This is a genomic window from Streptomyces sp. NPDC006552 (assembly GCF_040611655.1).
Taxonomy (GTDB): Bacteria; Actinomycetota; Actinomycetes; order Streptomycetales; family Streptomycetaceae; genus Streptomyces.
Genome location: NZ_JBEXOS010000009.1, coordinates 16,172 through 29,884 on the forward strand (window position 1 = coordinate 16,172; position 13,713 = coordinate 29,884).

Consider the following 13,713-nt stretch of genomic DNA (forward strand, 5'->3'; position numbering starts at 1 on the left):
CCCAGGGACGTCCCGCGAGCAGCGCGGGGTGGGCGGGACCGGGAGTGGTGCTCCCCGGTCCCGTCGTCGCATCCGGACCCGGTCCCGGTCCTCAGCGGTGCAGAGCGCGGGCCAGATAGGGCGCCGTCCGGCTTCCGGCGGCCCCGGCGACGGCCCGGGGCGGTCCCGCGGCCACCACGCGCCCGCCCTCCGCGCCCCCGCCCGGCCCCATGTCGAGCACCCAGTCCGCGCCGGCGACCACCGTCATGTCGTGCTCGACGACGACCACCGAGTGGCCCGCGTCGACCAGACCGTGCAACTGCCGCAGCAGCACCTCCACATCGGCCGGATGCAGTCCGGTGGTCGGCTCGTCGAGCAGGTACAGGGTGTGGGCGCGCCGCACCCGCTGCAACTCGCCCGCCAGTTTGATGCGTTGGGCCTCACCGCCGGAGAGCTCGGTGGCGGGCTGGCCCAGGCGCAGATAGCCGAGCCCCACGTCGAGCAGGGTCCGCAGGCTGCGGCGCACGCCTGCGGCCGCGTCGTCGTCGGCGAAGAACGCGGCGGCGGACTCCACGGTCAGATCGAGAACCTCGGCGATGTTCCGGCCCCGGTACGTCACTTCCAGCGTCGGCGGGTTGTAGCGGGCACCCGCGCAGTCCGGGCACGGCGCGTAGGTACTCGGCAGGAAGAGGAGCTCGACGCTGACGAAGCCCTCGCCCTGGCAGGTCTCGCACCTGCCGCCCGCGACATTGAAGGAGAAGCGGCCGACACCGTAGCCGCGGGCGCGTGCCTCGTCCGTGCTCGCGAAGATCTTCCGTACGACGTCGAACAGGCCGGTATAGGTGGCCAGGTTGGAGCGCGGCGTGCGGCCGATCGGCTTCTGGTCGACGCTCACGAGCCGGCCGACGCCGGCGAGCTCCTCGGTGATCTCCCCGATCAGCGTCGACTTCCCGGAGCCGGAGACGCCGGTCACGGCGGTGAACGCGCCCAGGGGAAGTTCCGCCGTCACCTGACGCAGGTTGTGGCGGGTCACGGGGCCGACCGTCAACCAGCCCCGCGGCGGCCGTACTTGTCGGTCCTCGCGCGGCGCCTCGTCGAACAGGAACCGGGCCGTCGCCGACCCCTCGACCCCGCGCAGCTCCTCGACGGGCCCGCTGTGCAGCACCTGCCCGCCGTGCTCCCCGGCCAGCGGCCCGACGTCGACCAGCCAGTCGGCGCGGCGCGCCACGTCCACGTCGTGCTCGACGACGAAGACCGAGTTGCCCGCCGCCTTGAGCCGGTCGAGGACCGTCAGGAGCGAGGCGGTGTCGGCGGGGTGCAGCCCGGCGGACGGCTCGTCCAGCACGTACACGACACCGAAGAGACCGGAGCGCAACTGCGTGGCCAGACGCAGCCGTTGCAGCTCCCCGGCGGAGAGCGTCGGCGTCGGCCGGTCGGGGCTCAGGTAGCCGAGCCCCAGCTCGGTGACGGTCGCGATCCGGGCCAGCAGGTCCTCGGTGAGCACCCGCGCCGTCTCGGAGAGTTCACCGGGCGCCCGCAGGACGCCGGCCAGCTCGGTGAGCGGGAGGCGCGCCAGCTCCGCGATGGTGCGCCCCGCGAACGTCACCGCCAGCGCCTCGGCGCGCAGCCGGGCACCGCCGCACCCGGGACACGGCGAGGACTCCAGGAACGTCTCCGCCCTCGCCCGCAGCGTCCGGCTCTTGGAGTCGGCGAACGTCTTCAGCACGTACCGGTTCGCGCTCATGTACGTGCCCTGGTAGGGGCGTTGGATCCGGTCCGCGTCCCGCACCGGATGGACCGTGACCACCGGCTGCTCGTCCGTGAACAGGATCCAGTCACGGTCGGCCCGCGCCAGCTCGCGCCAGGGACGGTCCACGTCGTGGCCGAGCGCGTCGAGGATGTCCCGCAGGTTCTTGCCCTGCCAGGCGCCCGGCCACGCGGCGATCGCGCCCTCCCGGATCGACAGCGACGGATCGGGCACGAGCAGCGCCTCGGTGGTGCGGTGCACGCGGCCCAGACCGTGGCAGACGGGGCACGCGCCCGCCGCGGTGTTCGGCGAGAAGGCGTCCGAGTCCAGCCGCTCCGCCCCCGGCGGGTAGCTGCCCGCCCGGGAGAACAGCATCCGCAGCGAGTTCGACAGCGTGGTGACCGTGCCGACCGACGAGCGGGAGGTCGGCGCCGAGCGGCTCTGCTGGAGGGAGACGGCCGGCGGCAGCCCGCTGATGGCGCCGACCTTCGGTGCGCCGATCTGATGGATCAGGCGGCGCGCGTAGGGCGCGACCGACTCGAAGTAGCGGCGCTGCGCCTCCGCGTAGATCGTGCCGAAGGCGAGCGAGGACTTGCCCGACCCCGACACCCCCGTGAAGACCGCGAGGACGTCGCGAGGGACGTCCACGTCGACGCCCTTGAGGTTGTGCTCGCGGGCGCCGCGGACCCGGACGAAGCCGTCGCGGCGGGGGTCGGACGAAGCGGGACGGGACATTGGCGCGGCTCCAGGTGGTGCGGTCTTTCGCGGTCCGGGCTCGACCGGCCGGGGGCAAACCACACGATTCTAGGCCGCGCGCCCGCCCGTCCCGCGTGGCGCCACGCGCGGTGGGGCGCCGCCTGCCCGTCAGCCGCCCGCGGGACCCTGGAGCGGGCTCAGGCGGGCGATCCTGGCCAGCCTCCGGTACGACTCCAGGAGCCCGTCGCGGTCGTACGTGCTGGTGGTGACGAGCACCTCCTGCGCGCCGCTGGCGCCGATCACCTCTTCGAGGCCGGCCGCGACCTGTTGTTCCGTCCCCACGATGTGGCCGCGCAGGCCGGACTCGTACAGCTCGCGCTCCTTCGCGGTCATCTCCAGGGCCGCGACCCGCTCGGCGGGCGGCAGCGGCGGGAAGGTGCCGTGGGTGCGGGAGTACGCCATCGACCAGGCCTCGGGCAGCAGGAGCCGGCGGGCCTCCGGTTCGCTGCCCGCCACGGCGACCGTCCCGGAGATCACGACGTACGGCTCCTCGGCCCAGGCCGACGGGCGGAACTCGGCACGGTAGCGGTCGATGCCGCGCAGCATCTTCTCGCGGCCACGGAAGTCGCCGATCACCATCGGCAGCCCCGCGCGGGCGGCGATCGAGGCGCCCTCGCCCATCGCCAGCACGTACGGCGGCACCCGCAGGCCCTCGCTCGGGCGAGCGTGGACGTGGGTGGGCGAGGTGCCGGTGAAGAAGGCGAGCAGTTCGTCGAGCTGCCCGGCGAAGTCGTCCGCCCCGGCGGCGTCCTTGCCGCGTCCCAGGGCGCGGCGCACCCCGTCCGTGAAGCCGACGGAGCGGCCGACCCCCATGTCGATCCGGCCCGGGAACAGGGACTCGAGGACCCCGAACTGTTCCGCCACGACCAGGGGCCGGTGGTTGGGGAGCATGACGCCGCCGGTGCCGACCCGGATCGTGCGGGTCGCCGCCGCGACGGCCGCCGCGAGCACGGTCGGCGCGGACCCCGCGACGCCGGGGACGCCGTGGTGCTCGGAGACCCAGAGCCGGTGGTAGCCGAGCCGCTCCAGGTCCTGGGCGAGCGCGACGGTGTCGCGCAGCGCCTGCGGCGCGGTGGCGCCCTCGCGGGTGCGGGAGCGGTCCAGGACGGAGAAGCGGGTCGTTTCGATCACGGTGCTCACGTCCGTCTCAACGCTCCGGTGCCGTAGGGATTCCCGGCCGCGGCCGTAGGGTGCCTGTCATGACCCGGGACGCGCGGCCGCTGGCCGTCTTCGATCTGGACGGCACGCTCGCCGACACCGCCCACCGGCAGCGGTTCCTGGAGCGCGCGCCGCGGGACTGGGACGGCTTCTTCGCCGCCGCGCCGCACGATCCGCCGCTCGCCCGCGGAGTGGAGCTGGCGCGGGAGAGCGCGCGCGAGTGCGAGGTGGTGTACCTGACCGGGCGGCCCGAGCGGTGCCGCGCCGACACCGAGGCATGGCTCGCTGCCCAGGGGCTGCCGCCGGGAGCGCTGACGATGCGGCGCGACGACGACCGCAGGCCCGCCCGGCGCACCAAGCTGGAACGGCTGCGCCGACTGGCCCGCGGCCGCACCGTGCGCATGCTCGTCGACGACGACGAGCTGGTCTGCGACGACGCGGAGCGGGCCGGATTCACCGTCGTACGCGCCCGCTGGGCGAGCGCGTCCGCGGCGCTGAAGGACGCCCAGGAGCGCGAAGGGCGGACCTGAGCCTGCCCCGGCGTTTCCCGGGGTCAGTCGTCGGCGTCCAGGCGGAAGCCCACTTTCAGGCCGACCTGGTAGTGCTCGACGTCGCCGTCGACGATCTGGCCGCGGACCTGGGTGACCTCGAACCAGTCGAGGTTGCGCAGGGTCTGCGAGGCGCGGGCGATCCCGTTGCGGATCGCGTGGTCGACACCCTCGTGGGACGTGCCGACGATCTCGGTGACGCGGTACGTGTGATTCGACATGGTTCCACCGTGCCCCAGGGCGGCGGGGACCGCGAGGGGGCGGGGGCGACACGGGCCCGACCTACTTTCCAGTAACGCTTGACCCTCGCATTGGTACATACCAAAATCCAGCCACACCCGTGCGAGCCACGTGCTCTTCCCCCACGTCGGGCGATCCTCCCTGTCCGCAGGCAGAAAGTGGCCCACGTGAGATCCCGCCGTGCCGTGCTGTCCCTCGGTTCCCTCGTCGTCGTGAGCGGCGCGCTGACCAGCGCGTGCGGAGCGCTGCCCGGGGGCGGGCCGGACCGGCGCACGGTCACTGTCTGGCTCATGCGCAACAGCGCCTCGGACGCCTTCCTCGCCCGCTTCACCAAGAAGTTCGAGGACCAGCACCCGGACGTGCGCCTTGACATCCGCATCCAGGAGTGGACCGGCATCGGCGAGAAGGTCAGCGCCGCTCTGCGGAGCAAGCACGCAGCCGGGGCCCCCGACGTGATCGAGGTCGGCAACACCCAGGTCCCGCAGTACGTCGACGAAGGCGGCCTGCTCGACCTCTCCCTGGAGTCCGCGCGCGACCTCGGCATGGCGGACTGGCTGCCCGGCCTCGCCGAGCCGGGCGTCGACAAGTCCCGCCAGTACGGCATCCCTTGGTACGCCGCCAACCGCGTCGTCATCTACCACAAGGGCCTCTTCGCGGCGGCCGGGATCGAGAAGCCCCCCAGGACGCGCGACGAGTGGCTCGACGTGACGCACCGCCTCGACACCGGCGGCGTCCAGGGCATCTACCTCGCCGGGCAGGACTGGTACACGCTCTCCGGCTTCATCTGGGACGAGGGCGGCGAGCTGGCCCACGAGTCCTCGGGCACCTGGACCGGCGCCCTGGACACCCCGGCCGCGCTGCGCGCCATGGACTTCTACCAGCAGCTCCAGGCGCTGGGCGCCGGGCCCAAGGACGCCGACGAGGAACACCCCTCGCAGGCCGGGCAGTTCGCCCGGGGCCACATCGCCCAGATCATCTCGGTTCCCGGAGCGGCCCAGCAGATCATCGACAAGAACCCGGCGCTGAAAGGCAAGTTGGGGTACTTCCCGATCCCGGGCAAGACGGCCGCGCGCGCGGGCGCCGTCTTCACCGGCGGCTCGGACCTCGTCGTCGCCGCCGGTACCGGCGACCGGGCGGGCGCCGTCGCCGTGGTGACGGCCCTGGCCGGCAAGGTATGGAACACGGAGCTGGCCAGGACCATGAACTACGTCCCCAACAAGACGACCCTCGCCGACGCCGTGGCCGACGAGCCCGGCGTCGCGGCGATGGCCGTCGGCGCCGCCCACGGCAAGGCGACCCCCGCCTCCCCGCTGTGGGCGAAGGTGGAGGCCGCCGACAACCCCATCAAGACCTACATGTCCCGGGTCCTGTCCGGCGCGGACCCGGCCACCGAGGCGAAGAAGGCGTCCCGCGAGATCACCCGCCGCCTGGACGAGAGCGGCGCCTGAGACGGCGCCGCCGCGGGGAGACCGGCTAGGCGGACGCGGGCACCGTGCTCAGCGACACCGCGAACCGGCCTTCCGCATCCGTCCACCACTCCGTCAGATCCAGCCCGGCATCCGCGAGTTCCCGCCGCACTCCCTCTCGGCGGAACTTCGCCGACACCTCCGTGCGCAGCTCCTCGCCCGCGGCGAAGTTCACCGCCAGGTCCAGCGCCGGGACCTTCACGGTCTGGGCCACCGTGGAGCGCAGCCGCATCTCGATCCACTCCCGCCCGGCGTCCCAGACGGCCACGTGCTCGAACGCCGCGAGGTCGAAGTCGGCGCCCAGCTCGCGGTTGACCACGCTCAGCACGTTCTTGTCGAACGCCGCCGTGACGCCCGCCGCGTCGTCGTACGCGGCGACCAGCGTCGCCTCGTCCTTGACCAGGTCGGTGCCGAGCAGGAAGAAGTCACCGGGGGAGAGCAGCTCCCGGACCGAGCCGAGGAAGGCCGAGCGCTCGTCCGGCAGGAGATTGCCGATCGTGCCGCCGAGGAACGCCACCAGGCGCGGCCCGGGCGTCGGCGGCAGCGCGAGCGCCCGGGTGAAGTCGGCGACCAGCGCGTGGATGCCGAGCGCCGGGTGCGCGGCGAGAAGCAGCTCGGCCGCGCCCCGCAGCGCGCTCTCGCTCACGTCCACGGGCACGTAGTGCGTCAGCTCCGAGAACGCCGCCAGCAGATGGCGGGTCTTGTCGGAGGAGCCCGAGCCCAGCTCGATCAGGGTGCGCGCGCCCGTCGCCGACGCCAGCTCCGCGGCGCGCGCCACGAGGATCTCGCGCTCGGCGCGGGTCGGGTAGTACTCGGGCAGGGCGGTGATCTCGTCGAAGAGGTCGCTGCCGCGCGCGTCGTAGAACCACTTCGGCGGCAGCGTCTTGGGGGAGCCGGTCAGACCGGCCAGGACGTCGGCGCGCAGTGCGGCCCCGGTGGCGTCCTCGGGAAGGGTGCGGGTCAGGGTGTACGGGCTCACGCGGACGGCTCCTTGAGCGGGGTCAGCAGGACGTCGGTGCGGCTCGCCGCGAGGAGCGTGCGGTCGGGCACCTCCGTCCAGCGCGGGTCGTCGTCGTACGGCTCGGAGGCGACGACGGTGCGGCGGCCGGGCTCCGTGAGGTACCACAGAGTGTCGCCCCAGGCGGTCGCGGCGATCGTCTCCCCATTGGTGAGAAGCAAATTGAGGCGGGCGGCGGGCGCCGCCTCCGCCGCCATCAGGACGGTGTCGGCCAGGGACTGCGCCTCGTCGTCGCCCGCGCGCAGCCGGTGCAGCACCAGCGCCCACAGGAACGCCGCGTCGCAGCGGGCCTCCATCGCCAGCAGGTCGGCGGCGGGGACGGCGGGCACGAGCGGCGCCAGCGAGTCCGGCCAGCCCGGCACCGCACCGTTGTGGCTGAACAGCCAGGGACCGGCGGCGTACGGCGCCGCCGCGGCCTCTGCGTCGGCGCCGGCGAGCGTCGCGTCCCGGACGGCGGCGAGCACCGCGCCGGAGCGGACCACGCGGGCCAGGTCCGCGTACGGCTGGTCGCCCCAGATCGGCCCGGCGCGCCGGTAGCGGGCGGGCACCGGGTCCCCGTCCGCGTACCAGCCCACGCCGAACCCGTCCGCGTTGACCGTGCCGTACCGCTGTCTGCGCGGCGCCCAGGACTGCCGGAACAGGCTGTGCGGCGGCGCGTCGAGCACCTCGCCCAGAGCCACCGGCGGCCCCAGGTACGCCAGGTGACGGCACATCAGGAGTTCTCCTGCGACGCGGCGTCGCGGGCCGTGCGGAAGCCCGCGAAGATCTGCCGCCGCACCGGCAGGTCCCAGTTGCGGAACGTGCCCCGGCACGCCACCGCGTCCACCGCGAACGAACCGCCCCGCAGCACCTTGTGGTCGGGGCCGAAGAACACTTCCGAGTACTCGCGGTAGGGGTAGGCGACGAACCCCGGGTAGGGCAGGAAGTCGCTCGCCGTCCACTCCCACACGTCGCCGATCAACTGCCTCACGCCCAGCGGCGACGCGCCGGACGGATAGCTGCCCGCCGGGGCCGGACGCAGATGGCGCTGGCCCAGGTTCGCGTGGTCCGGCGTCGGGTCGGCGTCGCCCCACGGGTAGCGCGTCGAGCGGCCGGTCGCCGGGTCGAAGCGAGCGGCCTTCTCCCACTCCTCCTCGGTCGGCAGCCTGCGCCCGGCCCAGCGGGCGTAGGCGTCGGCCTCGTACCAGCTCACGTGCAGCACCGGCTCGTCCGGCGGCACCACCTCGGTCACCCCGAAGCGCCGGCGCAGCCACTGGCCCGCCTCCCGGCGCCAGAACCGCGGCGCCTCGAAGCCGCCCTCGCGGACCATCGCCCAGCCCGCCGGCGCCCACCAGCGCGGGTCGCGGTAGCCGCCGTCGGCGATGAACTCCAGGTACGCGCCGTTCGTCACGGGCGTCGTGTCGAGGTGGAAGGCCGGAACGAACCGGGCGTGCGCGGGGCGTTCGTTGTCCAGCGCCCACGGCTCGGCCGTCGTGCCCATCGTGAACGGGCCCGCGGGGACGAGGACTTCGGCGGGCCCGTCGAAGGGGTGCTCCGGCCGCTCGGGCTCGGGGGCGGTGAGCGCCGCCGCGCCCGTCCTGAGCTGATGGGTGATCAGCATGGTCTCGTCGTGCTGCTGTTCGTGCTGGGCGATCATGCCGAAGGCGAAACCGGACCGGGTCAGCCGCTCGGCGCCGTCCGCCTCGAACGAGGCCGTGTCCAGGACGTCGAGGGCCCGGCCGCGCACCTCGGCCGCGTACCCGCGGGCCTCGTCCGGCGCGAGCAGCGGCAGCCGCGGGCGCTCGGAGCGCGGGTGCTCGAACGCGTCGTACAGCGGGTCGATCTCGGGCCGCATCGCCTCGCGGCCCGCCACCGCCCGCAGCAGCCACTGCTCCTCCTGGTTGCCGATGTGCGCCAGGTCCCACACCAGCGGCGACATCAACGGCGAGTGTTGCGCCGTCAGTTCGGGCCCCTCCACGCAGCTCGTCAGGAGGGTGGTGCGGTGGCGGGCGGCCAGCAGGGCGTCCGCCGCGCGACGGCGCAGCGCCTCCGGATCCGCGCTGACGTTCTCCTCGATGGTCATGAGCGGAAGGTCCTCCCCTGTGCGGGTGCGGGAAGCTGGTCGAGCACGTCGTCGGCGGGGCACCGCCCGCGCACGACGTGGCGGTGGGTGAAGTCGGCGACCGCCCGCCGGACGTCGGCGCTCGCGCCGATCCGGGGCAGCGCCTCCAGGGCGGCCATGAAGCAGGCCGTCGCCGCCTCGCGCAGCTCGGCGCCGGCCAGGCCGAGCCGGGCCGCGTCCCGCCACAGCGGGTTGTGCGGCGCGGGCCGGGTTCCGGCCTGTTCCGCCAGCGGCTTGACCACGCGGTAGGCGGTCTCGGCGGCCTCCGGGTCGTCGAAGAGGGCGGTCGTCACCGCGAGCGGCACGAGCCAGCCGTCCTCGCCCGGCTGCGCGTCGATCATGCGCAGTTCGAGATGACCGCGCGGCCGGACCGGCGGGAACAGCGTCGTCAGGTGGTAGTCGAGGTCGGACCGGGTCGGCGGCCGGGGCGCGCCCCCGCCGCGGGTCCACTCCCGGAAGGAGAGGCCCTCGGGGACGTGCCAGGGGCCGCTGTCCGTGCGCACGCACATCACCGGCGCGTCCAGGACGTGCCGGGTCCAGGCGGCGCGGGGTTCGCCGTCCAGCGGCGGCGCTCCCGAGCGGCCCACGGCGATGCGCTCCCACAGCAGCTGCCGCGTGGACCGCCAGCCCGTGGGCCGCCCGGACAGCATGGGCGAGTTGGCGAACGCGGCGACCAGGACCGGGCCGAGCAGATGCGCGAGCCGCCAGCGCCTGCCGTGGCCGAGCGGGCCCGGCTCCTCGAACCCGGCGTCCAGGCACACCTGCACGGAGGCGGAGGAGCACATCATGGAGCGGCCCGCGGGGCCCGCACGGTCAAGGGACGCCTCCAGGGCGTCGTACCGGGGCTGGTGCAGGACGCGTCGCGGCGGCCGCCACGGATCGGTGCCGTGGCCGGACAGGACGAGTCCGTGGTCGCGGAGCGCGGCGCGGACGGCGGTCAGATCGGCCCGCATGGCCGAGACGCACTCCATCAGCGTGGCGGCGGGGAACGAGCTGAGCTCCAGCTGGCCGCCGGGTTCCACGGTGAGCGCCGAGCTCAGCGGCAGGGCGCGCAACGCGACATAGGCCGCGTCGAGTCGTTCGGGGGGCACCGGGTGCTGCGGGCGCTGGGGTTCGTGGACGATCCACTCCAGCTCCACCCCCACCGTCCGGGGCGGGCCCGTCTTGAAGCAGATGCCCTGTACCAGGGCCTCCGCCTCGGCCTCGGTGACCGGGTCACCGTGGCTCGTACAGTCTCCCTCGCGCATGCCGGGATCCTCCGTGTCCTTGCCGTCCTTGGCGTCCTTGGCGTCCTCGTGCGTCCATGGTCCCCGGTGGGGGCCATGTCGGCGATTCGGCCCGGCACGCCGGGCCGATCTGGGCAATGCTCGTACCACCCAAGACGGTCATGACGCTTCGCACAAGAGTGCCCTTTGAGCTGCCCGGCGGCGCCCCGGCGGCTCTCCCGCGGTTGTCCTGCGGCTTTGCGGAACCACACCGCGCGGAGAAACGACTGTCGTCCCGCCCGTCACCGGGGGGTCACGACCAGCCGTAGCGCTCCCGCAGCCGCAGCACCACCAGGTCGAACCGCTCCCGGTCCAGCGCGCACGCCTCCCGGCGCATCCCGCGCTCGTGCACGCGCAGTACCCGGTCCACGTCCACCCACGACTCGCGGCCGCCGCCGTCCCACGGCCCCGAGCCGATCGCCATCCACTCCCGGTCGTGGTCGTGGCGCTTGCTGGACAGCTGCACGGCGAGCAGCGTGCCCGCCGCCTCGCGTGCGACGACGAGCACCGGACGGTCCTTGCCGCGCCCGTCGTTCTCCTCGAAGGGCACCCACGTCCAGACGATCTCGCCCGGATCCGGGTCACCGTCATGCACGGGCGCGTACTCGGTACGCACCGCCCCCACCTGGCGCGGCTCGGCCTCCACCGTGGCGGTGGCGCCGCCGCGGCCGGGGTGCTCGTACGCGGGGTCATCCGTAAAAGCAGTCACCCGGGTCACGTTAGGACCTGTACGGCCCAGTCCGCACGGCGGGTGCGGCGGCCGCGCCACAGGCTCGGCCCATGGCCCGACCCCGGTACCGAACCGCCCTGTCCCTGCTCGCCGTGCTGCTCACGCTGAGCGCCGCCGCGCCGCTGCGCACGCCCGAGCCACCGCCGCGCACCGTCTCGGCCTGGCTGCCCTACTGGGCCCAGGAGGCCGCCTACCAAGAGGCCCTCACACACGCCGCCCAACTGCGCACCGTCAGCCCCTTCTGGTACGAGACGAAGTCCGCGACGCTCGTCGACGGCCACCCCGGAGCCGGCGACCGCCGCGTCATCGACGGCCTGCGCGCCAAGGACATCCAGGTCGTGCCGACCGTCATGGAACAGCTGAAGCCCGGCGCCCTCGCCGCCGTCCTGACCAGCCCCGACCAGCGCGCGGCCCACGTCAAGGCGCTCCTCGCCGTCGTCCGCAGCCGCGCCTACGACGGCATCGACCTCGACTACGAGAGCATCGCGCCGACCCCCGAGGACCAGTACCCCGCCGTACGCGACGGGTACGTCGCCCTGGTCAGCGACCTCTGCGCGCAGCTGCACGCCGAACACAAGCAGTGCTTCGTCACGCTCACCCCCAAGACGCGGACCACGGGCCGCGTCTGGGACTACCGGAAGCTGGGCACCGTCGCCGACCGGGTCCGCGTCATGGCCTACAACCTGCACCACGCCGAAGGAGCCCCGGGGCCGCTCACCACCCCGGCCTGGTACGACGAGATCCTGGCGCAGGCGACCGCCGAAGTGCCGCGCGACAAACTGGAGATGGGCCTGCCCGCGTACGGCTGGGACTGGGCGGCCGGCAGCAAGGCCCGGGCCAGGCACGTGACCTCCAAGGAGGCCGACGCGCTGCGCCGCAAGGTCGAAGCGCCCTACACGCTCGACCCCGACTCCCGCACCCCGCACTTCGAGTACCAGGACGGTCAGACCCGCCGCACCGTCTGGTACCAGGACGCCCGGGGCACCGCGGCCCACCTGCCGGTGCTGCGCAAGTACGGGGTGGCGCACACCGTGCTGTGGGCGCTCGGCTTCGCCCAGCCCGACCTGTGGGACACGCTCGCCGCCGGATAGCCGCAGGCCGCGCGGGGTCCGGACGCCACCCCGCCCGCCCGGCCCCCGCCCGCCGCGGCCGGTCTGGAAAGATGCCCGGCGTCATGGTGCAGATACCCGAGCAGCAGCCCGCCGAGCCGCCCCCGCCCTCCGGCCCCGCGCCCGCCACCCCCGCCCGCGGCGCCGTACCGACCAGCGCCGACGTCGCCCGCCTGGCCGGGGTCTCGCGGGCCACGGTCAGCTATGTCCTGAACAACACCAGCGCCGTCCGGATCAGCGAGCCCACCCGCCGCCGCGTCCTCCAGGCCGCCAAGGACCTCGGCTACGTCCCGCACGCCGCGGCCCGCAGCCTGCGCGCCGGCCACACCCGGATCGTGCTGATGCCGACCCCCGACGTCCCCGTCGGCCCGCTCTACAGCGGCTTCCTCAACGCCCTGCAATGGGCGCTCAGCCGCCTCGACTACACCGTGGTGCAGTACGGCAGCGTCGGCCTCGGCGGCGACGAGGCGGCCCGCGCCTGGGCCGAGCTGCGCCCGGTAGCCGTCCTCGCCCCCGCAGGCATGGGCCCCGACGGCGTCGCCGTCCTCAAACGCTCCGGCGCCCGCGCCGTCCTCACCCTCGGTCCCCACCCCGTCGAGGGCGCGCACGCGCTGATCATGGACCACCGCGAGGTCGGCCGCGCCGCGGGCCGCCACCTCCTCGCCCGGGGACACCGCAGGATCGGCGTCGTCATGCCGCGCGAGGAGGGCCTCGGCACGTTCGCGCTGCCGCGCCTCGCCGGGGTCCAGGAGACCGGCGCCGAGGTGGTACGGCTGCCGCTGGCGTACACCGAGGACGACGCGGCCCGCGTCGCCGGGGAGCTGCGCGAGCAGAGCCTCGAAGCGGTGTTCGCGTACAACGACGAGTACGCGATGCTGCTGATGCGCGCCGCGCAGGACGCGGGCGTCACCGTCCCCGGCGACATCGCCGTCATCGGCGCCGACGACCTGATGCTCGGCCGGCTGCTGCGCCCCCGGCTCAGCACGGTCCGGATCGACCTGCCGTCCGGCGAGGAGCTGGCCGCGCTCGTCGACCGCCTGGTGCGCGACCCCGCGGCGCCGCCCGAGATCCGGGACGTGCTGGGCGCGAGCGTGGTGCCCCGCGCCTCGACCTGATCCGCCGGTGAACACGGAAAGGGGCGACCGCCGAGGGCGGCCGCCCCTTTGCGCAGCTGCCGGCCCTCAGCCCTCTTCGGGCTGCTGCTCCGCCTGCGCCTGCTGCTCGGCGACCGACTTGCGGACCTCGTCCATGTCGAGCTTGCGGGCCTGCCCGATCACGTCGTCCAGCGCCTCCTGGGGCAGCGCGCCCGGCTGCGCGAAGACCGCCACCTGGTCACGGACGATCATCAGCGTCGGGATCGACTGGATGCCGAACGCGGCGGCCAGCTCCGGCTGCGCCTCCGTGTCGACCTTGCCGAAGACCAGGTCCGGGTTGGCCTCGGCGGACTTCTCGTAGACCGGGGCGAACTGCTTGCAGGGACCGCACCAGGACGCCCAGAAGTCGATCAGCACGAATTCGTTCTCCGTGACCATCTGATCGAAGTTCTCCTTGGTCAGCTCCACAGTGGTGCTGCTCATGGTGATTTCCCTCTTCCTG

The 13,713-nt window shown here is 74.1% G+C and carries 13 protein-coding genes; 4 read left to right on the plus strand and 9 right to left on the minus strand.

Annotation, left to right across the window (positions count from 1 at the left end):
• Positions 1-91: 91 nt before the first annotated feature.
• Complete coding sequence (locus tag ABZY33_RS07985) at positions 92-2,461, minus strand: excinuclease ABC subunit UvrA (protein WP_356490641.1); 2,370 nt, start codon at positions 2,459-2,461, stop codon at positions 92-94.
• Positions 2,462-2,590: 129 nt separating this feature from the next.
• On the minus strand, positions 2,591-3,622 hold the full coding sequence (locus tag ABZY33_RS07990) for an LLM class flavin-dependent oxidoreductase (RefSeq protein ID WP_356490642.1): 1,032 nt from the start codon (positions 3,620-3,622) through the stop codon (positions 2,591-2,593).
• Between the two features lie 59 nt (positions 3,623-3,681).
• Here ABZY33_RS07990 and ABZY33_RS07995 point away from each other — a divergent pair, with 59 nt between their 5' ends.
• Positions 3,682-4,170, plus strand: coding sequence for a haloacid dehalogenase-like hydrolase (locus ABZY33_RS07995; protein WP_356490643.1), 489 nt, complete (start codon positions 3,682-3,684; stop codon positions 4,168-4,170).
• Positions 4,171-4,193: 23 nt separating this feature from the next.
• Here ABZY33_RS07995 and ABZY33_RS08000 read toward each other — a convergent pair whose 3' ends face one another.
• Complete coding sequence (locus tag ABZY33_RS08000) at positions 4,194-4,409, minus strand: dodecin (RefSeq protein WP_356490644.1); 216 nt, start codon at positions 4,407-4,409, stop codon at positions 4,194-4,196.
• A gap of 186 nt (positions 4,410-4,595) precedes the next feature.
• On the opposite strand from ABZY33_RS08000, the gene ABZY33_RS08005 reads away from it, so the two are divergent.
• Positions 4,596-5,876: an extracellular solute-binding protein gene (locus ABZY33_RS08005; RefSeq protein ID WP_356490645.1), complete on the plus strand. Its 1,281-nt coding sequence runs from the start codon at positions 4,596-4,598 to the stop codon at positions 5,874-5,876.
• 25 nt (positions 5,877-5,901) lie between these two features.
• On the opposite strand, the gene egtD is transcribed toward ABZY33_RS08005, so the two are convergent.
• The 5 genes from egtD to ABZY33_RS08030 form a co-directional block, all read right to left on the minus strand.
• Positions 5,902-6,873: an L-histidine N(alpha)-methyltransferase gene (egtD, locus tag ABZY33_RS08010; RefSeq protein WP_356490646.1), complete on the minus strand. Its 972-nt coding sequence runs from the start codon at positions 6,871-6,873 to the stop codon at positions 5,902-5,904.
• Positions 6,870-7,625 (minus strand): ergothioneine biosynthesis protein EgtC, encoded by a 756-nt coding sequence (egtC, locus tag ABZY33_RS08015; protein WP_356490647.1) that lies wholly within the window; start codon positions 7,623-7,625, stop codon positions 6,870-6,872. The genes egtD and egtC overlap by 4 nt, the downstream gene beginning before the upstream one ends.
• Complete coding sequence (gene egtB / locus ABZY33_RS08020; protein WP_356490648.1) at positions 7,625-8,974, minus strand: ergothioneine biosynthesis protein EgtB; 1,350 nt, start codon at positions 8,972-8,974, stop codon at positions 7,625-7,627. The genes egtC and egtB overlap by 1 nt, the downstream gene beginning before the upstream one ends.
• Entirely contained in the window at positions 8,971-10,260 is a 1,290-nt protein-coding gene (gene egtA, locus ABZY33_RS08025; RefSeq protein WP_356490649.1) for an ergothioneine biosynthesis glutamate--cysteine ligase EgtA, read from the minus strand. Before egtA ends, egtB begins: the two co-directional genes overlap by 4 nt.
• Before the next feature lie 271 nt (positions 10,261-10,531).
• Positions 10,532-10,987, minus strand: a complete 456-nt coding sequence (locus ABZY33_RS08030) for a type II toxin-antitoxin system PemK/MazF family toxin (RefSeq protein WP_356490650.1) — start codon at positions 10,985-10,987, stop codon at positions 10,532-10,534.
• A gap of 71 nt (positions 10,988-11,058) precedes the next feature.
• On the opposite strand from ABZY33_RS08030, the gene ABZY33_RS08035 reads away from it, so the two are divergent.
• The gene (locus tag ABZY33_RS08035; protein ID WP_356490651.1) at positions 11,059-12,099 is read left to right on the plus strand and encodes a glycosyl hydrolase family 18 protein; all 1,041 of its coding nucleotides are present in this window, start codon (positions 11,059-11,061) and stop codon (positions 12,097-12,099) included.
• Between the two features lie 83 nt (positions 12,100-12,182).
• A complete protein-coding gene (locus ABZY33_RS08040; RefSeq protein WP_356490652.1) occupies positions 12,183-13,232 on the plus strand; it encodes a LacI family DNA-binding transcriptional regulator in 1,050 nt (349 codons plus the stop codon).
• A gap of 66 nt (positions 13,233-13,298) precedes the next feature.
• On the opposite strand, the gene trxA is transcribed toward ABZY33_RS08040, so the two are convergent.
• On the minus strand, positions 13,299-13,694 hold the full coding sequence (gene trxA, locus ABZY33_RS08045) for a thioredoxin (RefSeq protein ID WP_356490653.1): 396 nt from the start codon (positions 13,692-13,694) through the stop codon (positions 13,299-13,301).
• Positions 13,695-13,713: the final 19 nt, after the last annotated feature.